At 62.7% G+C, this 23,677-nt stretch carries 21 protein-coding genes; 11 read left to right on the forward strand and 10 right to left on the reverse strand.

The features are described 5' to 3' along the window. Window positions 1-34 precede the first annotated feature (34 nt). The 3 genes from CK230_RS13545 to CK230_RS13555 all read right to left on the reverse strand — a co-directional run bounded on the left by CK230_RS13545 (window position 35) and on the right by CK230_RS13555 (window position 3,285). Entirely contained in the window at window positions 35-1,126 is a 1,092-nt protein-coding gene (locus CK230_RS13545; protein WP_095817666.1) for an acyltransferase, read from the reverse strand. 118 nt (window positions 1,127-1,244) lie between these two features. Then, window positions 1,245-2,477, reverse strand: coding sequence for a polysaccharide biosynthesis/export family protein (locus CK230_RS13550; RefSeq protein WP_095817667.1), 1,233 nt, complete (start codon window positions 2,475-2,477; stop codon window positions 1,245-1,247). 130 nt (window positions 2,478-2,607) lie between these two features. Continuing rightward, window positions 2,608-3,285, reverse strand: a complete 678-nt coding sequence (locus CK230_RS13555; protein ID WP_095817668.1) for a sugar transferase — start codon at window positions 3,283-3,285, stop codon at window positions 2,608-2,610. A gap of 606 nt (window positions 3,286-3,891) precedes the next feature. Between CK230_RS13555 and CK230_RS13560 the strand changes: the two genes are divergently transcribed. Then, window positions 3,892-4,164 (forward strand): exopolysaccharide production repressor exox, encoded by a 273-nt coding sequence (locus tag CK230_RS13560; RefSeq protein ID WP_095817875.1) that lies wholly within the window; start codon window positions 3,892-3,894, stop codon window positions 4,162-4,164. On the opposite strand, the gene CK230_RS13565 is transcribed toward CK230_RS13560, so the two are convergent. The 6 genes from CK230_RS13565 to CK230_RS13590 form a co-directional block, all read right to left on the reverse strand. Then, complete coding sequence (locus CK230_RS13565; RefSeq protein WP_095817669.1) at window positions 4,138-6,033, reverse strand: ABC transporter ATP-binding protein; 1,896 nt, start codon at window positions 6,031-6,033, stop codon at window positions 4,138-4,140. The two genes, CK230_RS13560 and CK230_RS13565, sit on opposite strands and share 27 nt — an antisense overlap. Before the next feature lie 8 nt (window positions 6,034-6,041). Continuing rightward, window positions 6,042-7,016: a serine kinase gene (locus CK230_RS13570; RefSeq protein ID WP_141246024.1), complete on the reverse strand. Its 975-nt coding sequence runs from the start codon at window positions 7,014-7,016 to the stop codon at window positions 6,042-6,044. Further along, window positions 7,013-8,926: a lasso peptide isopeptide bond-forming cyclase gene (locus CK230_RS13575; RefSeq protein WP_095817670.1), complete on the reverse strand. Its 1,914-nt coding sequence runs from the start codon at window positions 8,924-8,926 to the stop codon at window positions 7,013-7,015. Before CK230_RS13575 ends, CK230_RS13570 begins: the two co-directional genes overlap by 4 nt. 3 nt (window positions 8,927-8,929) lie before the next feature. Then, window positions 8,930-9,304 (reverse strand): lasso peptide biosynthesis B2 protein, encoded by a 375-nt coding sequence (locus CK230_RS13580; protein WP_095817671.1) that lies wholly within the window; start codon window positions 9,302-9,304, stop codon window positions 8,930-8,932. 25 nt (window positions 9,305-9,329) lie between these two features. Continuing rightward, window positions 9,330-9,629, reverse strand: coding sequence for a PqqD family protein (locus tag CK230_RS13585; protein ID WP_095817672.1), 300 nt, complete (start codon window positions 9,627-9,629; stop codon window positions 9,330-9,332). Between the two features lie 156 nt (window positions 9,630-9,785). Then, window positions 9,786-9,938, reverse strand: a complete 153-nt coding sequence (locus CK230_RS13590) for a lasso RiPP family leader peptide-containing protein (RefSeq protein WP_095769314.1) — start codon at window positions 9,936-9,938, stop codon at window positions 9,786-9,788. A gap of 499 nt (window positions 9,939-10,437) precedes the next feature. Between CK230_RS13590 and CK230_RS13595 the strand changes: the two genes are divergently transcribed. The 9 genes from CK230_RS13595 to CK230_RS13635 all read left to right on the forward strand — a co-directional run bounded on the left by CK230_RS13595 (window position 10,438) and on the right by CK230_RS13635 (window position 20,937). Then, window positions 10,438-11,640, forward strand: coding sequence for a nucleotidyltransferase family protein (locus tag CK230_RS13595; protein ID WP_095817876.1), 1,203 nt, complete (start codon window positions 10,438-10,440; stop codon window positions 11,638-11,640). A 10-nt stretch (window positions 11,641-11,650) separates the two neighbouring features. After that, window positions 11,651-12,673 carry a glycosyltransferase family 2 protein gene (locus CK230_RS13600; RefSeq protein WP_095817673.1) on the forward strand — a complete coding sequence of 341 codons (1,023 nt, stop codon included), beginning with the start codon at window positions 11,651-11,653 and terminating at the stop codon, window positions 12,671-12,673. A gap of 124 nt (window positions 12,674-12,797) precedes the next feature. Beyond that, window positions 12,798-13,175 carry a hypothetical protein gene (locus CK230_RS13605; RefSeq protein WP_095817674.1) on the forward strand — a complete coding sequence of 126 codons (378 nt, stop codon included), beginning with the start codon at window positions 12,798-12,800 and terminating at the stop codon, window positions 13,173-13,175. A gap of 190 nt (window positions 13,176-13,365) precedes the next feature. Continuing rightward, complete coding sequence (locus CK230_RS13610; protein WP_095817675.1) at window positions 13,366-14,238, forward strand: glycoside hydrolase family 16 protein; 873 nt, start codon at window positions 13,366-13,368, stop codon at window positions 14,236-14,238. Window positions 14,239-14,369: 131 nt separating this feature from the next. Further along, a complete protein-coding gene (locus CK230_RS13615) occupies window positions 14,370-15,701 on the forward strand; it encodes a UDP-glucose/GDP-mannose dehydrogenase family protein (RefSeq protein ID WP_095817676.1) in 1,332 nt (443 codons plus the stop codon). 88 nt (window positions 15,702-15,789) lie between these two features. Further along, on the forward strand, window positions 15,790-17,010 hold the full coding sequence (locus CK230_RS13620) for a glycosyltransferase family A protein (protein ID WP_176480090.1): 1,221 nt from the start codon (window positions 15,790-15,792) through the stop codon (window positions 17,008-17,010). A 52-nt stretch (window positions 17,011-17,062) separates the two neighbouring features. Beyond that, complete coding sequence (locus tag CK230_RS13625; protein WP_095817877.1) at window positions 17,063-18,142, forward strand: glycosyltransferase; 1,080 nt, start codon at window positions 17,063-17,065, stop codon at window positions 18,140-18,142. Window positions 18,143-18,304: 162 nt separating this feature from the next. Further along, window positions 18,305-19,474 carry a glycosyltransferase gene (locus tag CK230_RS13630; RefSeq protein ID WP_095817678.1) on the forward strand — a complete coding sequence of 390 codons (1,170 nt, stop codon included), beginning with the start codon at window positions 18,305-18,307 and terminating at the stop codon, window positions 19,472-19,474. Then, a complete protein-coding gene (locus CK230_RS13635; protein WP_095817679.1) occupies window positions 19,471-20,937 on the forward strand; it encodes a lipopolysaccharide biosynthesis protein in 1,467 nt (488 codons plus the stop codon). Before CK230_RS13630 ends, CK230_RS13635 begins: the two co-directional genes overlap by 4 nt. Here the strand turns inward: CK230_RS13635 and CK230_RS13640 are convergent. Next, on the reverse strand, window positions 20,839-22,212 hold the full coding sequence (locus tag CK230_RS13640; RefSeq protein ID WP_095817680.1) for a polysaccharide pyruvyl transferase family protein: 1,374 nt from the start codon (window positions 22,210-22,212) through the stop codon (window positions 20,839-20,841). The two genes, CK230_RS13635 and CK230_RS13640, sit on opposite strands and share 99 nt — an antisense overlap. A gap of 283 nt (window positions 22,213-22,495) precedes the next feature. Here CK230_RS13640 and CK230_RS13645 point away from each other — a divergent pair, with 283 nt between their 5' ends. After that, window positions 22,496-23,662: a glycosyl transferase family 1 gene (locus CK230_RS13645; protein ID WP_095817681.1), complete on the forward strand. Its 1,167-nt coding sequence runs from the start codon at window positions 22,496-22,498 to the stop codon at window positions 23,660-23,662. Window positions 23,663-23,677: the final 15 nt, after the last annotated feature.

Genomic DNA, 23,677 nt, shown 5'->3' on the forward strand with positions numbered 1-23,677 from the left:
TTTTGTCCGTTGAGTCCTTCTTGATTGAGCCGCGCTAAGCCACGGCTCGCGCGCGCTGCATCTGCCGTTGCAGGAAGCGCCGCACCGGCTCGTCATAAACGCGCGTGGCGATGTCCGCGATGACCACGACCGAGACAGCCATGACGATACCGAACCAGGGATGATGCGCGAAAGGATCGATCGAGAAGGCCTTGCCGGCCCCGGCGATGATCATCAGCATTGGCGAGTGGATGATGTAGATCGGGTAGGAAATCCGCCCGAGCCAGCCATAGAAGCCTGACAGAAGCGGCGCGGTCGGCGCCACAGCGCCGGTCGCCACCATGATCGGAAAGACGATGGCGATTGCGGCAAGATCGTAGACGACGCGCGCGCCGCCGGCCGGTGCGATGGCGAAGACGGCAAGCGTGAGCAGGATCGCGCCCTCAACCCACAGGCCGCGCCGCAGGAAGCCGAGACTGCCTTGCCAGCGCGCCATGGAGCGGCAAAGCAGCACGCCGAGGAAGAACGAGAAGGTGACACGCGGCAGCCCGCTGACGATGGTCTTGCCGGTCATGCCGAAATCCAGCGTGCCGGCGAAAACCGAGGCGACAACCAGCAAGACGAAGCTGACGACGACGATTCCCGTCAGCACGCGCCGCGACAAAAGGACGAACAGCGCGACATAGGCGATGTTGACGATCAGCTCGAAGAACAGCGACCACGACGCGGGGTTGAGCGGGAAGATCGTGTGATAGGCGTCGCTCACCAGCGGAATGAAGAGCATGCCTGTCGTCAGTTGCAGGCCGATTTCGGATAGTTGCATGTACTCGGCCGGCATCAGCCTGTTCTTGACCAGCAGGTAGAAGAAGCCGAGCAGCGTGCCGGCGAGATAAAGCGGATAAAGCCGGATCAGGCGGGTCGCCACGAACGAGCCGAAGCCCATGCCGTTCTCGATCTTGCGGTCATAGGCATGCGCGATGACGAAGCCGCTCAGCAGGAAGAAAAGGTCGACCGCGAGATAGCTCGACGGCAGCACCTTGCCGTCGGCCAGGAACGGCGAGAAGTGATAGAGCATGACGCTGATCGCCGCCACGCCGCGGATGGCGTCGAGGTTCAGATACACATGACGCGGGGCTGCGGGCTGCATGTTATGCCTTCAAGCGGTCCAAAACAGATCGCCCGCTCGCGCTGTGCGCGAACGAGCCTGACGTGTTCCCCCGCCTTCGTTCCTCGATTCGCAGCGGGGCGAGCCCGGGCCGGCGACGCTACTGGCTCTCCGTCGGCGCGAGCTTCACCTTGATCACGTCGCCCGGCAGCACAGGCGTGTCTTCCTTGGCTTCGATCTCGCTCGTCTTGCCGTCGGCAACCCGCACCAGCGAGTAGAGCAGGGGCGGTTCTTGACTGCCGGTGAGGGCGGCAGTCGTTGTCGGATCCGACGCCTGGGCGATCAAACCCTTCTGCATGCCGACCCTCAAGGCTGCCTCGTTCAGGTTCGCCTCCGTTTGCTGCCGATCGGCAGTGAGGCTCGAACTCAGTGTGTTACGGGCATCGATGGCGTCCTGCTCTGCCTTGCTGATCGACTGCTTGGCGGTGAGGATGGCCGTCTCATAGTCCAGGATCTTGCCTTGCAGGTCGGTGACCGTCTGCTGCGAGGAAAGCAATCGCGCATTGGCAATCAGGCCTTTCTGCGCCAGCGGACCGATGCTGTTTGCCTGCTGCTCCGCCAGGTCGACCTGCTTCTGCTGGTTGGCGATCTTCTTTTGCAGCGATTCGATTTCCGACTGCAGAACACCCTTCAACTGGTCGAGCGCATCGAGCTTCAGCTTCAGCGACTTCTGGTCGGAAACCAGGATCGCCGTTTCGTCCGCGACAATGGTCGGCAATCTCGAATCGCCCTGGATTTCCTGAGGCACCTCGAAGGTCGTTTTCCCAGCCAGGTCGGCGTCGATGCGGGCTCGCTTGACAACCAGCCGCAAGCGCTGGTCGTCATAGATGTCATAGCTGCCCTTGGCGGTGATCAGATCCTTTTCGATCTGAGGACCATAGTCGGCACTGCGCCTTATGCCGCCGGCGATGCTGACTGCCTTGAGCACCGTCAGATCGGGCACGAAGGGAAACTGGCCGGGATTCTGGACTTCGCCTGAAATGTAGAATGGCCGGAACTGCGCCATCTCGACCGAGGCTTCCGGCTTGTCGGGCAGCGCTAGCTTACGCTGCAGCGCAAGCCCGATCGCCGAAGCGATCTCCGCCGTCGTCTTGCCGGCGGCCTGCATGTCGCCGACGAACGGCACCGAGAGCGTCCCGCCCGGGCCGACCGAATATTCGCCATTGATGGCCGACCAGTCTCGGAACGTGCCGTCGACGGTCTGCCATTCGGCGACGCGGATGTTGAGCTTATCCTGCGGGCCGAGCTGATAGTCGCCGGCGACAGCCAGTTGCGGCATGGCGAGCGAGGCTGCAAGCAAAACGCCCGCTAAGCGGGCTGATGTCCTTGGCATGAGACTGCAGGCGAAAGACAGTCCGAAGAGGTCTTTTGTCAAATGAACGTTTCCGATCCGCTTTGGCCCCATCCGCCCGATGAGATCACTGCCGGATGCCTGCCCCGGTTGCTGCGGGGCAGGCCCGTCGTCAATAGCTGCCGCGCGACATCCACACCGCGGGAACTGTCCTGAAAATGATGCGAATGTCCTCGAACAACGACCAGTTCTCGACATAGTGGCGATCGAAAGCCACCCGCGTGTCATAGGATACGTCGTTGCGGCCGCTCACCTGCCACAGCCCGGTGAGACCTGGACGTGACTTGAGGTAATAGACGGCCGCGCTGCCATAGATTTCAAGCTCGTCGCGTACGACCGGGCGCGGGCCGACAAGGCTCATGTCACCCTGGAGGATGTTGAGGATCTGCGGCAGCTCGTCGAGGCTGAGCTTGCGTAGCACCGCGCCGACGCGGGTAACGCGCGGATCGTTCTTCAGCTTGCGCGTCGCGATCCATTCGGCGTTGGCATCCGGATTGGCCGCCAGATAGGCGGCAAGCACGCGCTCGCCGTCCGGCACCATGGTGCGGAATTTGAGGCAGGAGAAAATCCTGCCGCCACGGCCGATTCGCTTGTGGCCATAGAAGATCGGACCGTTGTCCGAAAGCTTGACCAGCAAGGCGACCATCAGGAAAAGCGGGCTGAGGAGAACCAGCCCGGATAGGGAACCGACGATATCGAAGCTGCGTTTGAGCAGACCGCCGATGGGGGGTGGAAAATCAACGCCGACCTGCGCAAAACCCGCATTAGCCGACTTGGCGACATCCCTCATGCAGAAGCTCCATACGTTGAACGGATGGTTTACGGCAAGATATCAAAAAAATGCTGCAGCGCAACACACAATTTCCCATCGCGCTGAAATGTTCACGTCATGAATTGACTAAATATTAAACCCGGCTTGCCCAAATTTTCGCCTTTGTGGCGTGTTTGTGACAAGGTGAGGGAAAACCGGGAAAATGTAGTCTACCTTTTGGGCCATTTTTGGACAGTGCATTCTTTGCTGCAGAAGAAACGCGGTTGCATGCCGCTGGTAGCACTCGCATTGGTAAGTTATTCGGATAAAATACTAATCAAAGTCGTGGATTTTACTGGGGCCGCAGTCGGCTTGCTGAATAGCTGGTGACGCGGCAGTGTGCGGCGCACCATGCAAGAGTCGATCTCGTAAAAACATTGGAAACCATACCTGCCGGGCCTTGCTCCGGTCAGCCCGCCTTAATAGAGTAGCAAATTGTTCCTGTCATAGTCTGCATGGGTAAGGAAGGCCGGAAGCAACCGGCCGATTGGGCAGCCAGAAAGAGCTCTTTGGCGCAACGGGGAGTTACGCGGGTGGGTAAATCGCAGCTTCTGCATGCTCGTCTCGGTTGAGAGGCCGGCGAACATGTCTCTGCCAAAATTCACCATAGGCATGATGTTCGCGCTGGCGATCATCATCGGCTGGTCTTATGTCGACGGCGAATCGCTGGGTACCATCGTCCTTCGCGCCGTCATCTGTGCCGTCATTATCCAGGCGGGTTATTTCCTTCTGGTCTTTGCCATGGTCGGCAAGGCAACGCCGACTTCGGCCGACAAGATCCGCGAAGCCGACCGCGGGGCAATCCTGAGCAAGGTCGCCGACGGCGAAGAGCTAAGCGCCAGACGCAGCCTCCACTGATCGCTCGATTGGGGCTGGGACCAGTTCCGGCTCGGCCGATGGCGAGGCTTCGCGCTCGGCCTGCTCGCCCGACAGCATCCTGGCAAGCCGGCTGCCGGCTTTTGCCTTGAGCCGCTGATATTGCCCGACCTCGACGATGCGCCCGTTCTCGATAGCCACGACCCAGTCGGCAAAGGCGATCATCGACGGCCGGTGCGCGATGGTCAAAATCGTCATCCGGCCGCGCAAAGCCTCAATTGATTGTGCGATCAGCGACTGGTTCTGCCAGTCGAGCGCGCTCGTCGCCTCGTCGAGGATGAGCAGCGACGGCTTGCGCAGCAGCGCCCGCGCCAAAGCGATGCGCTGCCGCTCGCCGCCGGAAAGCCGGACACCGCGGTCGCCCACCACCGTATCGAGCCGCGATGCCAGCCGTTCCACGAAATCGGCCGCATGGGCGCTGCGCAGCGCAGCCCATAGCTCCTGGTCGCTGGCCTCAGGCGCGGCAAGACGAAGATTGGCGGCGATCGTGTCGTGCAGCAGGAAAACATCCTGCGGCACATAGGCGACCTGATCGCGCCACGCCCTGCGATTCTGCGCGGTGATTTCCACGCCGTCGGCGAGGATCCGGCCGCTAGTGGGTTCGAGCAGCCCGAGCAGCATGTCGGCGATCGTGCTCTTGCCGGAGCCGGAAGGGCCGATCAGCGCCGTCACCTTGCCGGCAGGCAGGTCGAAGGTGATATCGCTGACCACCGGTCTTGCGTCACCCTCGCCATAGGCGAACGATACCTCGCGGATGTTGAGGCCGGTCTCGAGCGACAGTCTCGCGCCTCGTTCGGCCATGCTTTGGGTCGGCTCGCGCTCGGCGTCGAAGCGGGCCTGAAGGGCTTGCATCGAAGCGTAGGCCGGCAGGTTGATCAGCACCTGCTGGGTTTGAAGCTGCATGTCCATGAAGCGCGGCGCGACCCGCATGAACACCAGGAGCAGCACGACGATCTCGGCAAGCGACAGGTGGAAGCGGACCAGCGCGATATAGATGAAGAGGCTGAGCCCGATCACGCTCGCCATCTGGAACAGGGCGGTGCCGAGCGAAGAGTTGCGGACGAAGGCGATGTTGTCGGCCTTCATCCTGTCCAGCGTCGCGCCGAGCTCGGCAAAGTAGCTCGCCTCGACGTTGAGGCTCTTGGCAACCTTGATGCCGCCGAGAAATTCGGAGACCGTGCGATACTGGTCCTGGCGATTGCCGGTCAGCGTGCGGCCATAGGCGCTGGCGCGCGCCCGGAACGGCTGCAGCGCAACCAGCAGAACCAGGCCGATGAGGATGGCGAAGGACGTCATCACCGGCGAGATGAACAGTGAGACCACGAGATAACCGGTGAGAAGCAGTGTGGCCTGGGTGAGCATCAGCAGCGAGAAGGCAGCCACCTGCACCCGGTCGACGTCGCCGTTCAGCGCGTGGTCGAGATCGGAGCTGCGGATGCGGGTGAAAACGCCCCAGCGCGCCCGGCCGATGCTTTCGAACAGGTTCATGCGCACGCGGTTGACGAAATCGTAGAGCAGCCGCGCCATATAGACCGACTTGAAGCGGTTGAAGATCGCCTGCAGCGCCACCAGCGCGACAAGCATTGAGAGCACCGTCGCCAGCGACAGCGTTCCGCCGGGCACCAGCCAATGCAGGGCTTCCGGCACCCGCACTGCGTAGTCCTGGTCGGCCTTGCCGATCAGGCGCAGCAGCGGCACGAGCAGCAGGATCGAGACGCCTTCCGTCAGGCTGCCCAGGATTAGGAAGACAAGCGCCGTCGCCGTGCGCCGCCCGCCGACATGCGCCACCATGGCGCCGAAACTGGCGCCATCCCGGAAAAGCGACAGGCGAAGCTTCGAGGACCAGCCCATGTCCCGGCTCACCTTGTCCCGGACGCCAGGTCGGTTTCGATCGCGGCGACCGCTTCGTCGATCCGGTCGAGTCCGGCCGGCACTTCCAACCGGCTGACGCCGATCCGCCCGGCGATCTGCGCGCACTGGCGCAGGTGCAGGGCGGCGAAACCTTCCGGCAACGCCTGCCGGCCAAACCGCGTGATATAGGAGAATTTGATGATCGCCGGCAGCGCGGCCGCGCCGGACAGTGCTGAGGTCGCCGCCCGCACGCCCCGCTCGAGCACATAGAGGCGCGATACCGGCGCCGCTTCGGCCGCAAATCCGTCACGCAGCCGATGCTGCGCCTTGTCGATCTGCGGATGCACCTGCGGGCGCACCTCCGCCCGTTCGAGGCGAATGGCGCCGGCCGCGTCCGCTGCAAGTTTGAGCTGCGGGAACCCGGGCAGGATGATCGGCCGGTCCGGGTCGGACAAATCCAGCGCCACGACATCGTCGGTGAGTAGTCGATGGCCGGCGCGGATCATCGCCCCGGCCGTCGTCGATTTGCCGGCGCCCTTGTCGCCCATGAAGATCACGCTTTTGCCGTCGACTTCAATGGCGCTGGCATGCAGGACGAGCAGCCCGCGCTGATGCAGCGCGAGCGCCATCACCGGCCCGAGCAGCGGAAAGGCGAGCAGCGGATCGTCGACCCCTGGCGCCGGATCGACGGCGATGCGGTTGGCGTCGCTGATCATGAACGTGCCGACCGCCTGCCAGGAAAGATATTGGCGCGTTGGCTCGAAACGGAAGGCGGTGGCGTCCTGGGATGCCCGGCCGGGAAAATCGACCGGCCCGACCGCGATCTCCAGATCCGGTGTCGCCGGGGCCATCGGCTCCAGCTCCGGCAAGGTCACTTCGGAGCCGATCACCAGCCCGTAGGCCTTGTAGAAACGGCGGACACGCTTGCGCGCCATCGCCGTTTGCGGCTCGGGCCGCGCAAGGGAAGCGATCGGAAGGTTCATGCGGGGCTTCCCTGAACTTGCCGTAGCCACAGCGACAGCGAAACCGCGCGCCAGACATGCTGGACGTCCGGCAGAGTCGCCTGCTCGGGCTGGCGCAGCATCCGGTCATAGACCGCGGCCACTGCAGGCAGGTTGACATAGGGCGCGATCCGCTCGCTGTCCGATATCAGCAGCCTATCCAGAAGCTCGCGGTGGTTGCCGAGCATGCCATTGACCAGGTTGGCGGTGAAATCGATCTTGTCGCGCCGCCATTGCACCGCCGGCGGCAGAATGCCTTGCATGGCCCGGCGCAGCACATGGCGGCCAAAACCGTCCTTGAGCTTTTCCTCGCCGGGCAGCGCCAGGCAGAATTCGACGAGCGGCTTGTCCCAGAACGGATAGCGCGGCTCGACGCCGAAATTGGCGGCTGCCTTGTCGAGCACTTCGAAAGCGTGCGGCACCAGCCCTGTCGACAGAAGCCAGCGATGCGTCAGCGCTTCGCTGGCGCTGACGGCGGCGGGCATGTAGCCGCTGCGATGAAAGCGTTCGGCAAGATCGGTGCGCCCGGCAAGATCCGGATTGACCAGACCCGCCCAGGCGGCGCGTGGCGCCTGCGCCGGCCCGCGCCGCACCTTGCGGACAAGGCGTTTGGCCGCCGCCCTCATCCTGGCGATCCGCCAGGCCGGCCCATAGATGGTCAGGAATTTGAAATAGAGGGGAAGCATGCCCTCGCCATAGGTGTTGGCCGCGCTGCGCAACTCGCGCCAAAGCTCCAGCCACCTGCCGGCATTGGCGAGCTCGTGAAGGTGTCCGTGGCCCTGCGAGACGACCTCGTCGCCGCCATGTCCGTCGAGAAGCACCTTGACGCCCCTTGCGCCCGCCGTCCGGTAAAGGTCGCGCGTCAAGGACAGGCCGGGCGCCAGGAACGTGCCTTCCTGCTCCTCAAGGATGCGCTCGAATTCGCCGAAGGGCGCGTAATTGCCGACGGCAATCAGCGTGGCGTCGAGCGGATTGCCGTCGAGCACCGCATCGATGAACGGCTTCTCGTCCATGGACGAGCCCTTGTCGAACACCAGCGAGAAGGTCTTGAGCTTCGGGTTGCGTGTCGCCGCTGCCCTGAGGCTTGCAAGGCAGGTGATCGAGGATGAATCGAGGCCGCCGCTCAGCATGGCGCCGACAGCCGGCGTGCCACGCATCCGGTTCTCCACCGATTGCGCGAAGAGATGCCTGAATTCTTCGGCCGCGTCAGCGCGCGGCGCTCGCTGTGACGGTTCGATCTGCCAGTAACGTCGCAGCGCGATCCCGTGGCCCGCCACCATCATGCTGTGTCTCGCTGGCAAGCGGAAGATTTCGGCGTAGAGCGTGGCCTGCGGATCATCCGGCAGGCCGGCGAGAAAACCGGAAATCTGGTGCTCGCTGAGGCGCCTGCCGACGCCGTCCAGCGCCAGGATCGGCCCGATCTCCGAGGCGAAAGCAAAGCGCCTTCCGGTCGAATGATAGTAGAAGGGTTTGACGCCGAAATGATCGCGCGCGCAAAACAGCGCCTGACGCTCGCGGTCCCATATCGCGAAGGCGAAGTCGCCTTGCAGGTAGGTCGGGCAGGCCTCGCCCCATTTCAGGTAGGCGCGCATGATGAGCATCGCGTCGGCAATTGACCGGTCGCGCAGGCCCAGCCGCGCCACAAGCTCATCGCGGTTGTCGAGCCGGCAATCGGCGGTGATGGCGAGCTTGCCGCCGGCCATCGCCAACGGACCCGGCCCGTCCTCGCCGGTCGTGGCGAGCCAGGCGTGGCCGAGCGCCACGCTGCCCTCCGTCCGCCATGAGCTGCCGTCGCGGGCACGATGGCGCATGCGCGAAAGCATCTGCTGGATATCGCCAGCTGCGGCGGGCCTGCCGTTGTCGATATGCATGATGCCGGCCACGCCGCTCATCGGTCATGGCCCATGGTCGACAAGGTGGGTAAATCCGCTGATCGAGCCGCCAAGCACGATGTGGTTGCCGCTCATCAGCCAGGCATGCGCCCTGAGCTCGCTGCCCGTCCCCTTTTCGATGCCGATGCTGATCTTCGAGGCATTGCCCTGGCGTGCGAGCAGATACTGCCCGGCCAGTGCCTGGGTGAGGCAGCTGGCGCCCGGCACCAGCCGCGCGGCGGCGGCAACGCCCCATGCGACGCGCCGCAGGTCGGCGATGCCGGCGTCGCGCCTTGCATCAAGCCGCGTGACCAGGCCGCGGACGCGGTTGTAGGAGGAAAGCGCCAGCGCAAGCCGCACCACGCTCACCACCGCCAGGCAGCGTGCCAGAAACAGCATCTCCCGGCCGCTCAGCGAGCGGAGCCTAGACCAGTTCCTCACTGTGGAGCCTCGCAAGCCCTGCTTCGGTCAGCCCCTTCAGCAAGCCCTCGACATCGGCTTTGCAGCGCTCGGCATCGACATTGTAGCGCGCAAGCACGGCGCCGCGGATATCGAGCACCGATCGCGGCTCCTGGATCTGCTCCCAGATGAAGGCGCCGACGCTGTTCAGGCTGTAATAGACATTGGATTTGAGGTGGAGCAGCGCCAACCCGGCGCCGAATTCACAAGCCACCGCCTCGCCGGTCGCGACCACGCGGTCATGGTCCGAAGGGTTCCAGTGCATGCTAAAACCTCGTTGCTGGCCCGCCGCGCCCGTTGGACCTTGGCCAGGGATCGGTTGCCTGCGATCCTCGGCGGGAAGCCGGGGGACAAAAGCCCCCCGGTTCACCTGTTGGTGGGTATCCGGAGCCCCAACTTAGACGCCCGGATGCCTGTAGGCTTATGAGAAAGTCAGCTCGCCGACCGGCGTATGCGCGGGAAAGCTCGCATCCAGCGCCGTCGTGCCAGCACCGCCCTGCGTGATGGTTTCAATCGAACCATGAACCGTCAAGCTGGGTGTTTCGTACTCATGCTTTTCAACATTCTGTTCCATTTTACTCTCCAATTAAGGACTGGAAGCGGCCGCAGAATGCCGCCAGCATATCGCTATGCTGCAATGCGAATGCTGCATGGCAACATTCATGAGTCAAGCGTAATTCACCAAGCATTAATCAATTCTTGGTTGCGCTTGCCTTCCTTGGTAGTCACGTCATAAGCATCGTCATCGTAATCCTCAACCGCCCGGAATTTCAACCATGCGCCCTCACCGATCAGCTAAGCCACTGATTTATTTACAACATTTTTTGGAGCGATAAGTCCGTCGCACGGCCTTGGAAAAACTGCCGCAAAAGTCGCCACTTTAGGGCTCGCGGCACGGTCCCGTAACCTTGTCTTCAAAAGTGATCAAGTGTGTGTGATTCTAAACGCTTAGGTTGTGGAGTTGAAACGGCCTTGGCCTTCACTTGGACGGTCGCGTCAATTTTCCCGGTGTTTTTCTTCGCAAGTGCGGTATAGATCGCTTGGGCGGCTTTTTTGCGGAGAGCAACATCGGCATGGCAATGCAGGATGGCTCGTATGAAAGGCTGCGTGCCGCCGGCTGTGCCGATGAAGTCGCCTATGTGCAGGCCTGTCTGAGGCTGTTTTTCGCACCCGGTGTCGACCCCGCCGACGGCCAGGCCGATATGCCCGCGCTGACAGTCTCGGCGGCTCATGTCGCCGACATCGCAAGACTGAACAAGGTCGGCGTATTCATGCTCAAGGCGCTCGCGCGTGCTCCCGCAGGCGGGGTGCCTTTCGGTTTGCCTGGCTGGCTCGACGGCTACCGGCGGCGCACCATGTCGATGAACGCTGCCTGCATCGGCGATTCGCTGGCCATCGATCGCGTGCTTCGCGACCGGCGGATCGATTTCGTCTTCCTCAAGGGACCGCTCCAGCAGCACAGGCTCTATGGCGACCACTTCATGAAGCCTTCCGGCGATGTCGACATACTGGTTTCCCCAGCGAGCTTCGCCGAGGCGCGCGCGGCGCTGCGGACCATCGGCTACGAGGTTGCCGGCAAGTCGCGCTCGGTCTGGTGGGTGCGCTTCCTCGGCGAGCAGCACATGGTCCGCGAGGACGGCACGAGAGCCTCGACGGTCGACCTCCATCATCGGCTGCAGCAGCCGGGTTCGCCGAGCCCGCGTGACATAGACGGCTTCCTGCGCCGCAAGCGCGAAGTCGAGGTGGCCGGCGCGGCCATGCCGATCATCTCGGCAGCCGACACCTTGCTTTTGTCGTCGATCAGCGTCGCCAAGGCCTTTTTTAACCGCGAGCCTTGCGCCGGCTATGTTTGTGACGTCCGGGCCAGCGCCAGCCGGCTGAGCGAGGCCGAGCAGCAGACAGTGCTCGATCATGCCGCCGAGCAGGGCCTTGCGGACACGCTGCTTCTGGGGCTGCGCGCCGCCGACGTGCTGCTTGGCGCCAGCGGCACGCTGCTGTCGGATCGCGCCGCCCGCATCCTGGCGCGTATCGGCAACGCCGACCTCTTCCACATGGTGATCGCGCCCTGGCTCGCGTCGCTCCGCTGGCCGCAGCGCCGCCATGTGCTGTGGGAACTGTGCGGCCACGAGCCCGTCCGTTACCTGGCGGAGGCCGGCTGGGCTGCCTCCGCCGACCTCAGCCGGCGCATCTTCGAGCGGCCGGCCGCTGTCGCGCCGGTGCCGGGCGACACGATCAAGATCGCGGGCGGGACAGCCACTCATACAAGCGAAAGGTGAACCCATGCCCATGACGACGCCTGCGACGAGCCCGAAGGTTTGCGTCATCATTGCCGCACGCAATGCGGCGCGGACGATTCCCGTCGCCATCGCCTCGGCGCTGCGCGAGGCGGAAGTCGCCGAAGTCGTCGTGGTCGACGACGCTTCCACCGACAACACCCGCGATGTGGCCTTGGCCGCCGACGACGGCAGCGGCCGGCTTGCCGTCATCCGCCTCGACGTCAATCGCGGTCCTTCCTCCGCGCGCAACGTCGCCATCCAGGCCTCCAGATCGCCCTTCATCAGCATCCTCGACGCCGACGATTTCTTCCTCGAAGGCCGCTTTCGCCGGCTTTTCGCCGCCGCCGACTGGGATTTCGCCGCCGACAACATCATGCTGATCCGCGACGATGCTGCGGCCGACCTCGCCAGGGTCGCCGCGCCGCCTTTCGCCGCCGATCCGGAATTTCTCGATTTCGAGCGCTTCATCGACGGCAACATCTCGCGCCGCCGCGTCCTGCGCGGCGAGCTCGGCTTCCTCAAGCCGGTGATCAGCCGGGCTTTCCTCGAACGGCATGGGCTGACTTACGATGAAAACCTGCGTCTTGGCGAAGACTATGAGCTCTATGCGCGCGCTGTCGCCAGCGGGGCGCGGTTCAAGATCATCAAGTCCTGCGGCTATGGCGCGATCGTGCGCGCCGATTCGCTGAGCGGCCGCCACAGGACTCAGGATCTGAAGCGCCTTGCAGATGCCGATCTGGCGTTGCTTCAGATCGACAACCTTCCCGAACGCTCGAAAGCAGCGTTGCGGCGCCACGAGCGTCATGTCCGTGACAAGTATCGGCTGCGGAACTTCCTCGACGTGAAGGCTGAGCGCGGCCTGGCGTCGGCCGCGGCTTACGCCTTCGCCAGCCAGTCGAATCTGATCCCGATCGTTCGCGGCGTCGCCAACGACAAGCTCGACGCGCTGTTCCGCCGCACCGGCATTGCGGCAAGACAGCAAGTGCCGCCGATGCGCTTCCTGATGGCGGCAAGCAGCGCCGCAAACGAGTGATCCCGTATCGTCCCGGAAGCCGCCGGCCCTCAAAAAATCCGCATTCTGAAAACTATGATGTTGCCTAGCCGCCGCAGGGGTGGCAGTCTATGCTGCAATGCAGCAATTTCGAAAGGCCGGCAGAATGGCTTCGATTTTTGGCTTCAGATCCCGGGATCCGGCTCGCGACCGGCAGACCGATCTCCAGCGTTTCGACCGGTTGGCGAAGCTGTTCGACCAGATCGCGGCCGAGATCGAGACGGAGAAAACGGGACTGGAGAATCGCTACAGGTCGACGGCAGCCAACGCGGCCTTTCTGGTCGAGGCGATGGAGAATGGCTCGGCATCGGCCAGCAAGGGATCGGATGTCAGCGCGATGACCAACTCGATCCTGAACTGCGAGCGGCGCATTGCGGAGCTCGCTCGCCAGAAAGGCCTGGTGAAGGAACTGCGCCGTTCGCTGGACGCGATTGTCGAGGATGGCGCCGATCGGTCTGCTTCGCAGTCCGCGGCAAGAGGCTGACGGCGCCCGCGGGCGCCGTCATCGGTACGAGGCACTGAAGCAATTCCACGAAAAGTGTGAGCGGTTTTCCGTTCGGAATTGCAAAAAAACAAGGAATGAGAGGAGTTCAAAAGGCGGAGGATCAGAAGCGGTTCGCTCATGCGAACCGAGGATGACTTGGGTTGGGCGGACAACACAAGGTGAGTTTGTTATGAACGTAGATCCCGACAACACCTCCATCGTGGCGGATTGCGAGACGTCGCATGCGCCGGGGAGTGGATTAGCCAGCCTGCGGCTCGGCGCGGCCGCCGTCCTGTTTGCAATCGCGGCGACCCTGCATCCCGCGCACGCGCAAGGGACCCAACCAGAGCTGCAAAGCGCGCCGTCCTTCGTCGACAATTTCTCCAGTTTCAACCAGTCCCGCTGGTTCGTCTCGGACGGCTGGACCAATGGCGCCCATCAGAACTGCACCTGGTCGAAGGATCTCGTGCGGCTTTCCGACGGCGTGCTGTCGCTGAGCTTCGAAAAGCGCAAGCTCAAGGACCGCGAGTTCGCCTGCGCCGAGATCCAGACCAAGCAGCGCTATGGCTACGGCGTCTATGAGGCACGGATGAAGACCGGCACCGGTTCCGGCCTCAACGCCGCCTTCTTCTCCTATATCGGCCCGCAGGAGAAACAACCCTGGGACGAGATCGACTTCGAGGTCCTCACCAAGGATCCGTCGAAAGTGCAGGTCAACAGCTACATCCAGGGCAAGCCGAAGAACGGCAAGCTGGTCGACGTCGAAGGCGGCGCCGACAAGGGCTTCAACGACTACGGCTTCGTCTGGGAGAAGGACCGGCTGCGCTGGTACGTCAACGGCAAGCTTGTCCATGAGGTGACCAACCCCGACGAATTGCCTACCCATTCGCAGAAAATCTTCTTCAGCCTCTGGGGCAGCGACAAGCTGACCAACTGGATGGGCGCCTTCACAGATCCCGGCAGCAAGGTCACCATGCAGGTCAAGCGCGTCGCTTTCACCGCTTTGGGTCAACCGTGCCAGTTTCCGGAATCGCTGGCATGCAGCATAAGTAACAGCAACTGAGCATGATCCCCGAAAGTGGGACCCGGTTTTTGGGGTAAGATCATGCCAAACCAGCCAGGCCGTTGGGCCTGGGGACATCTGAACCGGCCGGGCCGCTTTTGTGACCCGGCCTTTGACAGGAATAGAACCAAATGAATTTGACGGTGTTTGGGATTGGCTATGTCGGTCTCGTCCAGGCTGCTGTGCTGGCCGAGGTCGGCCACGAGGTGGTGTGCGTCGATATCGACGAGAAGAAGGTGGAACGCCTAAACCAGGGCTTTATCCCGATTTTCGAACCGGGCCTCGAAAGCCTCGTCAAGGAAAACCACGCGGCTGGCCGCATCCGCTTCACCACGGATGCGGCGGCGGCGGTCAGGCATGGCCAGATCCAGATGATCGCGGTCGGCACGCCGCCCGGCGAGGATGGCTCGGCCGATCTGAAATATGTGCTGGCCGTCGCCGAGACCATCGGTCGTGAGATGGATAGCCCCAAGATTGTCGTCGGCAAGTCGACCGTGCCGGTCGGCACTTGCGAAAAGGTGAAGGCCAGGATCGCCGAAACGCTGAAGAAGCGCGGCCGCGAGGACCTCGCCTTCGACGTCGCCTCGAACCCCGAATTCCTCAAGGAGGGCTCGGCGGTCGCCGACTGCATGAAGCCGGACCGCATCATCGTCGGCACCTCCAGCGAGGACACCGAGATGGTGATGCGCGAACTCTACGCGCCGTTCAACCGCAACCACGAGAAGATGATCGTGATGGATGTGCGCAGCGCCGAATTCACCAAATACGCCGCCAACTGCATGCTGGCGACCAAGATCAGCTTCATGAACGAGATGGCCAATCTCGCCGAACAGCTGGGGGCCGACATCGAGGAGGTGCGCAAGGGCATCGGCTCCGATCCGCGCATCGGCTACCACTTCATCTATCCCGGCCTCGGCTATGGCGGCTCGTGCTTCCCGAAGGACGTGCGCGCGCTGATCAAGACCGCCGAGGGCGTCAAGTTTGACGCCAAGCTGCTGCGCGCCGTCGAGGAGCGCAACAATGCGCAAAAATCGGTGCTGTTCGACAAGGTCAACCACTATTTCAAGGGCGCGCTCAGGGGCAAGACGTTCGCCGTCTGGGGGCTGGCCTTCAAGCCCAACACCGACGACATGCGCGAGGCGCCGGCACGCACGCTAATGGAAGCGCTGTGGGCGGCCGGCGCCAAGGTGCAGGCCTTTGATCCCGAGGCGATGCAGGAGTGCCAGGCCATCTACGGCCTGCGCGACGATCTTCTGCTCTGCGGTACCAAGGAGGCGGCGCTGCGCGGCGCCGACGCGCTTTTGATCTGCACCGAATGGAAGAGCTTCCGCGCGCCGTCTTTCGACGCGCTCAAGGATGCGCTGACGACGCCGGTCATCTTCGACGGCCGCAACCTCTACGATCCCAAGGTGATCGCGCGCTACGGCATCGAATATTTCTCGATCGGCAGGATGGCGGCATGACGGCTGATCGCCTCAAGGACAATGGCCCTCGCCATGGCTGCAGACTAATGCCGGCGAACGGCGCATCGGCAACAGTATGAGGTCACCAATGGCTGCCCGGCAGAAACCGACGGTCACCGTCATCGTCCCCACCTTCAATCGCGAAAAATTCCTGCCCGAATGCATCGGCAGCCTGCTCCGGCAGACCGTGGCTCCGGACCAGATCCTGATCGTGGACGACGGCTCGACGGACGGCACCAGCAAGGTGGCGAGCTCCTTTCCAGCGCCGGTGGAATATTACCGCAAGGAGAATGGCGGCAAGTCGACCGCGCTGAATTTCGCCCTGAAGCACTGCACGGGGGATTTCGTCTGGATATTCGACGACGACGATGTCGCGCATCCGACGGCGCTTGAGCGGTTTCTCGCCGCGTTCGAGCGGGAGCCGGACGCCGATTTCGCTTTCGGCGAATATGCGCGTTTCCAGCAGTCAGCCCAGATCGAAGAGCAGAACTACGAGATCGTCGCCTTCGGCCATGTCAGCCAGGACAATTTCTTCCCGTCCCATCTCGAATATTGCCATGTCCATCAGCCGGGTCTCCTGGTACGCCGCCAATGCTACGAGGAGGTAGGAGGCTTCAACGAGACGCTGGTCCGGTCGCAGGACTACGAGATGATGCTCAGGCTCGCTCGCCGGTTCAAGGGCATCAGGGTCGATGGCCTCATGTTCTTCCAGCGCCAGCACGACATGGTCCGCGGCAGCACCAAGGTCGTCATTTCCTATGCCAACAGGATAAAGGCATGGGGCTCGTACGACCGGGCGATCATGGAGGAGATCTACAAGTCGGTCGATCTGCACGAGTATCTCGATCGCTCGGAACAGGCCTTGCCGAAGACGGCCGATCTCGAGATGCAGGCACTGCTGCAGCGTTCGAGCATCATGGCCAGGAAGGGGTTGTGGCATCACGCGGCCGAGGACATCCGCCGTTACGCCCTGCTTGCCGAACGGGCCGGAAAGACCTCGCTCAGCGACAAGGAACGCGCCATCGTACGACGTACGTTCGAAGCCTACGATACGGGGCTGTCATCCGCCCCAGCCGACGAATTCGTCTCGGCGGTGAAGGCATGGAAGTCGGGACCGCTGAAGGCCGACATCGTCCGGGAGTACATGCATTCATTCCCCCACTATCTGGCGCGGGACCTGAAGGCGGGAAAGGTGATCCCGGCATCGAAGTTGTTGCGGGAGTATTCGACATTGTCGCTCGCGGCCTCGGTCAGCCGCTTGTGCCAGGCAATGACGTCGAAGCTTCCGTCGGCGCGCAGCGCAAGCTGACGAGCCCTGGGTTGCGCATGCTCGCTCGCCGGGCCGGATTAGGAACCGAATGATGAAAGTGCTTTTTGCAAGCGGCAATGGATATATTCCCGAGTTCACCGGCGGCGTGCAGTCCAACACCCATCATCTGGTCGAACAGCTGATCGAGCACGGCCACCAGGCTTCGGTCCTCGCCTCGCTGTTCGGCGACGGCATGTTCGGCCTCAAGGCGCGCGCCAAGATGAAGCTGTTGCGGCAGCCCGCGGTGGTCGACAATTTTCCCGGCTACCCGGTGATGCGTGCCTGGTTCCCCTGGGAGGCTGCCGGCTTCGCGGTCGAAAAAACCAAGCCTGACGTCGCCGTCGTGCAGTGCCACAAATCCGTCCCGCTCGGAAAGGCGCTTCTCGCCGAAGGGGTGCCGCTGGTCGTCTACCTTCACAACGTCGAATTCCACGAGCTCGCCGGCGATCCGCGCGACCTCAATTCGGCGCTCTACATCGCCAATTCGGAGTTCACCGCGCGCACCTACAAGGAAAAGTTCGGCATCGATTCCATTGTGCTGCCGCCGACCATCAACGACGCCCTCTACTGCACCCACACGACGGGCGAATTCGTCACCATGATCAACCCTTATGAGGAGAAGGGTTTCGATCTTGCGGTGAAGATTGCGGCCGCCTGCCCGGAGATCCCCTTCCTGTTCGTCGAGAGCTGGAAGCTCGACGACGACCACCGCGCCCGCGTCGAAAAGACCATCGCGCCGTTCGCGAACGTCAAGCTCGAAAACCGCACCAACGACATGAAGACGGTCTATGGCCGCACCAGGATCCTGCTTGCGCCGAGCAAATGGGAGGAGGCCTGGGGCCGCGTCGCGTCCGAGGCGCATTGCAGCGGCATCCCGGTCGTCGGATCGCGGCGTGGCGGCCTGCCCGAAGCCGTCGGTCCCGGCGGCGTGGTGCTCGACTATGATGCCCCGGTCGACGAATGGGCCGCGGCGGTGAGGCGCCTGTGGAACGATCGCCCCGAATACGAGCGGCTTTCGGCCGCCGCTCTCGCCTTCTCCAAACGCCCCGAGCTCGATCCCGCGCGGCAATTGGTGGTGTTTCTCCAACTGCTCGAAAGAGCGGCCCGGCAGGGTGTTCGCCGCGCTGCGTAGCTTGCCGAGCTGGGACATGGAACCGATTTGCTGCAGCGCACCTAAAACGTTGCGATGCAGCAATTGCTATATTAGTTTGCGTCGACAGGAGTCAAAGTTCATGCCGCATGTGTCAGGCCTTGCCGACGTTTCCAGCCTGATCCGGGCGAGAACATCCTGCCGATGAGGATTTGTTTTGTCGTCGACAAATTTCCCACTCTGTCCGAGACATTCGTGCTCGATCAGATTGCCGGATGCCTCGAAAGAGGGATGGAAGTCGGTGTCGTCTGCAACGAGATGGCCTTTGGCAAGGACAGCAATGTCGACGATGCACGTTGGCAGTCATTGCCTGGGCCGGTCGTTTCCTGGTGGGGCGGCCTCAGTCGCTACCGTTCGCTGCTGATGAAATGGTCGGGCAGGTTTTGGGACAAGCTCTCGACCGCTATCGACCTGGCCAACGCGCACAAGCTGCAGAACGCCGATGTGATCGTAGCGCATTTTGGTCACAACGGCCTGCGCGTCGCCCGGATCATGAAGCGGCGCGGGATTTCCGCACCTTTGGTGACGATATTCCACGGCACCGATGTCGGCAGGCCGATGCACGACAACACACTCGGCTACTACAGGCCCGTTTTCGAGAAAGGGGCTCTCCAACTGCCCGTGAATGCGTTCTTCCGTCAGGCCCTGATCGATACCGGCGCCGAGCCGGCGCAGGTCGCGGTCCACCATATGGGCATTCGCCCTGGTGAGATCGAATATCGCTGGCGCTCCTGGCAAGGACGTACACTGTCGTTCATCTCGGTGTGCCGGCTGACCGAGAAGAAGGGGACCGAATATGCGCTTCGCGCGCTTGCCGGCCTGCCGCATCGCGACTGGATCTATTCGGTGATCGGCGGCGGAGAATTGTTGGAGCAGTTGAAGCGCACCGCCATCGATCTCGGTATTGCCGACAGGGTGACTTTCCTCGGACCGCGTCCGCACGGCGAGGTGAAGCAGCGCCTGCGTGACGCCGATGTCTTCCTTCTGCCAAGCGTCGCCGGGCGGGACGGCGATCTGGAAGGAATCCCGGTTGCGCTCATGGAGGCGATGGCAGGCGGTCTGATCTCTGTGAGCACCTATCATTCGGGGATTCCCGAGCTGATCGAGGATCACAAGACTGGCTTCCTCGTACCCGAACGGGACGTCGCCGCGCTTGCCGGCAAACTCGCCTGGATCGCCGAGAATCCAGGCCTGTGCGAGCCGATAGCGCTTGCCGCCCGACGGAAGGTCGAGGCGGATTTCAATGCCGATATCTTGAATGAACGCTTTGCGCGGATCGTCGCGCGGCTGGGGGAGACCGGATCCGTCACATGAATGCCAATCCGCCGTCCCCTCAATTTGGTCGCGTTGCCTTGCGCGGCGGGCTGGTCACGGCTGGCGCCCAAGGCTTCAAGATAGCGATCCAATTCCTTTCGGTCGTCATCCTTGCCCGGCTGCTTGTTCCCGAGGATTTCGGCCTGGTGGCTTCCGTGGGACCGATCGTGGCCTTTGTCGGCTTGCTCCAGGATCTCGGCCTCCAGCAGGCGGTCATCCAGCGCAAGGAGATCGATCAACGGCAGCTCAACCAGGTCTTCTGGCTGAGCGCGGTTGTCGGCCTTTGCGCCGGGGCGGTCGTGGCTTGCCTGGCCCCCGCCATTGCCGCCTTCTACGGCGACCAGCGAATGTGGGGAATAACACTTGCTTCCGCCGTGCCGCTGCTTTTTGGCAGTCTGGCCGCTGTACCGCTTGCCTTGATGAACCGCCATCTGCAATTCGGCCAGCTTGCGCTCAACGACACAATCACGGCGGCCGTCGGGCTGCTCGCCACCGCAACCGCGGCGTATTGGGGGCTCGGCTATTGGTCGCTGGTTCTGGGTCCGGCTGTTTCAGCCGTCGTAGCGCTGGTTGCCGGCTGGTTGGCGACGCGCTGGACGCCGTCCTGGCCGAATCTGAAGATCGACGGCGACATATTCAGGTTCGGCGCTAACCTCACCGGCTTCAACCTTGTCAACTTCCTCTCCCGCAACCTCGACAACATCCTCATCGGAAAATATTCCGGCGCGGTCGAGCTGGGCTACTATGATCGCGCCTACAAGCTGCTGCTCTTTCCGCTGCAGAACATCAACCAGCCGCTGACGCGCATCATGGTGCCGCTGCTCAGCCGCATCCATGAGGACAAGCAGCGCTTTCGAGACATCTATGTCCGGACAAACTGGCTGCTGGCCGTCATCACCATGCCCGGCATCGCGACGCTGACACTGACTTCGGAGCAGGTGGTCAGGCTTCTCTTTGGCGAGCGTTGGATGGCTGTGGCGCCGATTTTCGCCTGGCTGGGCATCGCCGGCCTGATGCAGTCCGTATCGAGCACCACCGGGTGGATATTCATCTGCCAGGGCAAGACGAAGACGATGTTCCAATGGGGCATCTATTCGTCGCTGACGACCGTCGCCTCCTTCATCGTCGGCCTGCACTGGGGCGCCATCGGCGTCGCGGCTGCCTATGCCATCAGCGGCTATGTGCTGCGTGTCCCGGTGCTTGCCGCCCTGATCCATCGTGTCGGCCCGGTGACCGCCGGCGATTTCCTGGGCATACAGGGGCTCTTCATCGTCTCGTCCCTGCTCGCCTGGCTCTCGTACCTGTCGCTGCCGGCGTTGCTGACAAGCCAGTCGGACCTGCTCACGATCCTCGTGGCGATTGCCCTAAATTACGGGTTCGCCCTGGTCCTCATGCTTGCTGTTCCGCAGTCGCGCAGGACGTTGCTCGCCACTCTTGCCAACGTCGCCAGCAACATTGGGTGAGCGGCGGCCTATCAAGGTCGACAACGGCTCGGTTGCCGACATTGCCGACGCATGCTCTTCCAGCACGGCCTCGAGGCTTGCCCGGCGATAGTGGTCAAGGCCACCGATGAATCTGCCGAGTTTTTCGGCCGCTTCCGAGGGCGTCACGGTATCGATGTCGAGCAGAAGGTCGGCGACACCGATATGCTTGGCGACTTCCTTGGTCTTGAATTCATAGGCGATCGGCAGCACCGGCGTACCGACGCAAAGCGACATGATCATCATATGCATGCGCGTCGCGACGACGAAGTCGCAATCCTTCACCAGCGCCATCAGTTGGTCGGGCGTATGAAATGTGGCGTCGACATTGACGTGTTGGGCGATTTCCGGGTCGAGTTCGGCCACGATCGCCCGAGCAGTCTTGGCGTCGTCATGGGCATATTCCGGCACGCCCTGGCAGGTTGAAACGAAGGTCACCGCCTTGGCATGGTCCCTGACCAGAATTGTGGCGATCTCCCGGATCGAATCGAGATAGCGGCGGATGCCATCCTCACCGTCGCTGACGAAGCTCCAGTGACGGACAGAAATAGCGACGCGGCCCGTCGGCGCCGGTGCGCTGCCGAGATGTTTCTTGATCCTGTCGGTATCGGCCAGGGCAAAGACGGAATCGGCGACCACATGGCATTTGCCCGGGTCCTTCACCAGATCCCGTATATGATTCCTGGACCGCTCGTCGCGCAGCAGGATGAGCGGAGCCCGATCGAAGATCGGACCGAGTTCCTGGCGATTGTAGCTTTTCTTGAACGGGCCGAGCGATTGCGTGAAGAAGATCGGGTCCTTGCCCAGGATCGCATCGATGCGGAATTGATTGAGCCGCTTTTCGAGATCGTAATTCTCGACGAGATAGGTTCCGCCTGTCGTCACCACCAGGTCGGCGCTCGCATAGGCTTCAAGGCCGCGGCGGTCGTCCTGGCTGAAGAAAAAGCTGCTGGCGGCGCCGTTTCGCGCGAAGCGACGCAAGGCGCCCCAGACTGCCCGGTTGTAGAGCGACTTGAGCCGGCTCTTTATCCCGCCGCCGCGCCGATCCTTGAACAGGGATTCCGACAAGAGCTTGTGAAATTCGAGGTCCGGGTAATCTTTCTTCGGGTAAAGCCTGGCCGCGACGTCTGGCTGACTGTCGAAAACCAGGAACTGCACATCGCTGCCGATGACCGATCTGAGAATATGGCGGATGGCCAAAAGGATCGCGGCATCGCCAGTGTTCAGACACACTGTGTTTTCGATCACGACTTTCATGGGGAACCTCGTTTCGCGTCCGTGGCCAGGCCAGCGGCGGTTAAAACGGCATGTTTTGCCGAAGTGCTGCCACGCGATCCGCGTCGCGATCCTGGCGTGCTGCAACACGCTGGTAACCAACGTCGAACTCAGATCGACGCCAGGCTGCGTTGAGAGTAGCGTATCATTTTTGCAGTGCAACAAAAAATGTGCGGGCGCTTGCTACGCCGCACCAAAATTGTTGCGATGCAGCAAAAGCTGTACTAGCATCCCCGATGGGTGGGCCGAACATCGGTCGAGTTTCATGCTGCATGTCTTGTACCTTGTGCATGACGTATCCGACCCGGCTGTGCGCCGGAGGGTCCAAATGCTCAAGGCAGGCGGCGCCAGGGTCACCCTGGCGGGTTTCCGCCGCACCACCAGTCCGGTCACCGAGATCGAGGGTATCAAGCCTGTCGACCTCGGCGCGACGCGCGACGGCCGATTCGCGCAGCGTCTCGGGGCAGTCGCCAAGGCGGCGATGTCGATCGGCGCGAAGCTGGGCGACATGCCAAGGCCCGATCTCATCATCGCGCGAAACCTCGAAATGCTGGCGCTTGCCCGCCGCGCCAATGCCGCCCTCGGGGCGAACGTGCCCATCGTCTATGAATGCCTCGACATCCATCGCCTGGTCCTGCGCGACGATTTTGTCGGCCGGACACTGCGTGGCGCCGAGCGTCATCTCGCCCGCGACGTGAAGCTTCTGGTGACCAGCTCGCCGGCCTTCATCGCCAATTATTTCGAGCCCTTCGGGCAGATCGGCGCGCCTGTCGAGCTGATCGAGAACAAATATTTCGAGGCGGCATCCGTGGTCGCAGCGCATTCGTTCGAGGACGACAGCCCGGCGACGCCGCCCTGGCGAATCGGCTGGTTCGGCGCGCTGCGCTGCCGCCGCTCACTGGAACTGCTGGCCGACTTCACCCGCCGGCAGGCGGGGCGTTTCGAGGTCGTGCTCAGAGGCCGCCCGGCGCTGTCCGAGTTTCCGGATTTTCATGGCTTCGTCGAGGCCGAGCCCTGGCTTTCGTTCGGTGGGGCTTACCGCAATCCGGAAGACATGGCGGCCATCTACGGGCAAGTGCACTTTTCCTGGGCGATCGATTTCTTCGAAGCCGGCCAGAATTCCGAATGGCTGCTTCCCAACCGCCTCTACGAGGGCTGCCGCTTCGGCGCCGTGCCGATCTCGATGGCCGGCACCGAAACCGGCCGGTTCCTCAAAGGGCAGGACATCGGCGTGCTTCTGTCCGAGGCGACGCCCGAAGGTCTTGAGGCGATGCTCGGCCGAATGGATCAGGACATATACCGCGCCCTGAAGTCGCGGGTGTTGGCGCGCAGTCCTCGGACCTGGAGCTACGACCGTAGCGACTGTGCGGCCTTCGTCGAAAAGCTGCGTGGCCTCACCGCCATGCCATCGGCTTTTGCGGCGGCGGCATGATGGCAAAGGACGCGC

It is taken from the genome of Mesorhizobium sp. WSM3859, assembly GCF_002295065.1.
Lineage (GTDB): Bacteria > Pseudomonadota > Alphaproteobacteria > Rhizobiales > Rhizobiaceae > Mesorhizobium.

Bases quoted from the DNA above. Each gene is read 5' to 3' on its own strand.
- CK230_RS13605 (WP_095817674.1), top strand. From the start codon at position 12,798: ATGGCTTCGATTTTTGGCTTCAGATCCCGGGATCCGGCTCGCGACCGG.
- CK230_RS13635 (WP_095817679.1), top strand. From the start codon at position 19,471: ATGAATGCCAATCCGCCGTCCCCTCAATTTGGTCGCGTTGCCTTGCGC.
- CK230_RS13550 (WP_095817667.1), bottom strand. From the start codon at position 2,477: ATGCCAAGGACATCAGCCCGCTTAGCGGGCGTTTTGCTTGCAGCCTCG.
- CK230_RS13580 (WP_095817671.1), bottom strand. From the start codon at position 9,304: ATGCTGTTTCTGGCACGCTGCCTGGCGGTGGTGAGCGTGGTGCGGCTT.
- CK230_RS13560 (WP_095817875.1), top strand. From the start codon at position 3,892: ATGTCTCTGCCAAAATTCACCATAGGCATGATGTTCGCGCTGGCGATC.
- CK230_RS13570 (WP_141246024.1), bottom strand. From the start codon at position 7,016: ATGAACCTTCCGATCGCTTCCCTTGCGCGGCCCGAGCCGCAAACGGCG.
- CK230_RS13625 (WP_095817877.1), top strand. From the start codon at position 17,063: ATGAAAGTGCTTTTTGCAAGCGGCAATGGATATATTCCCGAGTTCACC.
- CK230_RS13585 (WP_095817672.1), bottom strand. From the start codon at position 9,629: ATGCACTGGAACCCTTCGGACCATGACCGCGTGGTCGCGACCGGCGAG.
- CK230_RS13555 (WP_095817668.1), bottom strand. From the start codon at position 3,285: ATGAGGGATGTCGCCAAGTCGGCTAATGCGGGTTTTGCGCAGGTCGGC.
- CK230_RS13545 (WP_095817666.1), bottom strand. From the start codon at position 1,126: ATGCAGCCCGCAGCCCCGCGTCATGTGTATCTGAACCTCGACGCCATC.
- CK230_RS13630 (WP_095817678.1), top strand. From the start codon at position 18,305: ATGAGGATTTGTTTTGTCGTCGACAAATTTCCCACTCTGTCCGAGACA.
- CK230_RS13590 (WP_095769314.1), bottom strand. From the start codon at position 9,938: ATGGAACAGAATGTTGAAAAGCATGAGTACGAAACACCCAGCTTGACG.
- CK230_RS13595 (WP_095817876.1), top strand. From the start codon at position 10,438: ATGGCAATGCAGGATGGCTCGTATGAAAGGCTGCGTGCCGCCGGCTGT.
- CK230_RS13620 (WP_176480090.1), top strand. From the start codon at position 15,790: ATGGCTGCCCGGCAGAAACCGACGGTCACCGTCATCGTCCCCACCTTC.
- CK230_RS13645 (WP_095817681.1), top strand. From the start codon at position 22,496: ATGCTGCATGTCTTGTACCTTGTGCATGACGTATCCGACCCGGCTGTG.
- CK230_RS13600 (WP_095817673.1), top strand. From the start codon at position 11,651: ATGACGACGCCTGCGACGAGCCCGAAGGTTTGCGTCATCATTGCCGCA.
- CK230_RS13565 (WP_095817669.1), bottom strand. From the start codon at position 6,033: ATGGGCTGGTCCTCGAAGCTTCGCCTGTCGCTTTTCCGGGATGGCGCC.
- CK230_RS13640 (WP_095817680.1), bottom strand. From the start codon at position 22,212: ATGAAAGTCGTGATCGAAAACACAGTGTGTCTGAACACTGGCGATGCC.
- CK230_RS13615 (WP_095817676.1), top strand. From the start codon at position 14,370: ATGAATTTGACGGTGTTTGGGATTGGCTATGTCGGTCTCGTCCAGGCT.
- CK230_RS13610 (WP_095817675.1), top strand. From the start codon at position 13,366: ATGAACGTAGATCCCGACAACACCTCCATCGTGGCGGATTGCGAGACG.
- CK230_RS13575 (WP_095817670.1), bottom strand. From the start codon at position 8,926: ATGAGCGGCGTGGCCGGCATCATGCATATCGACAACGGCAGGCCCGCC.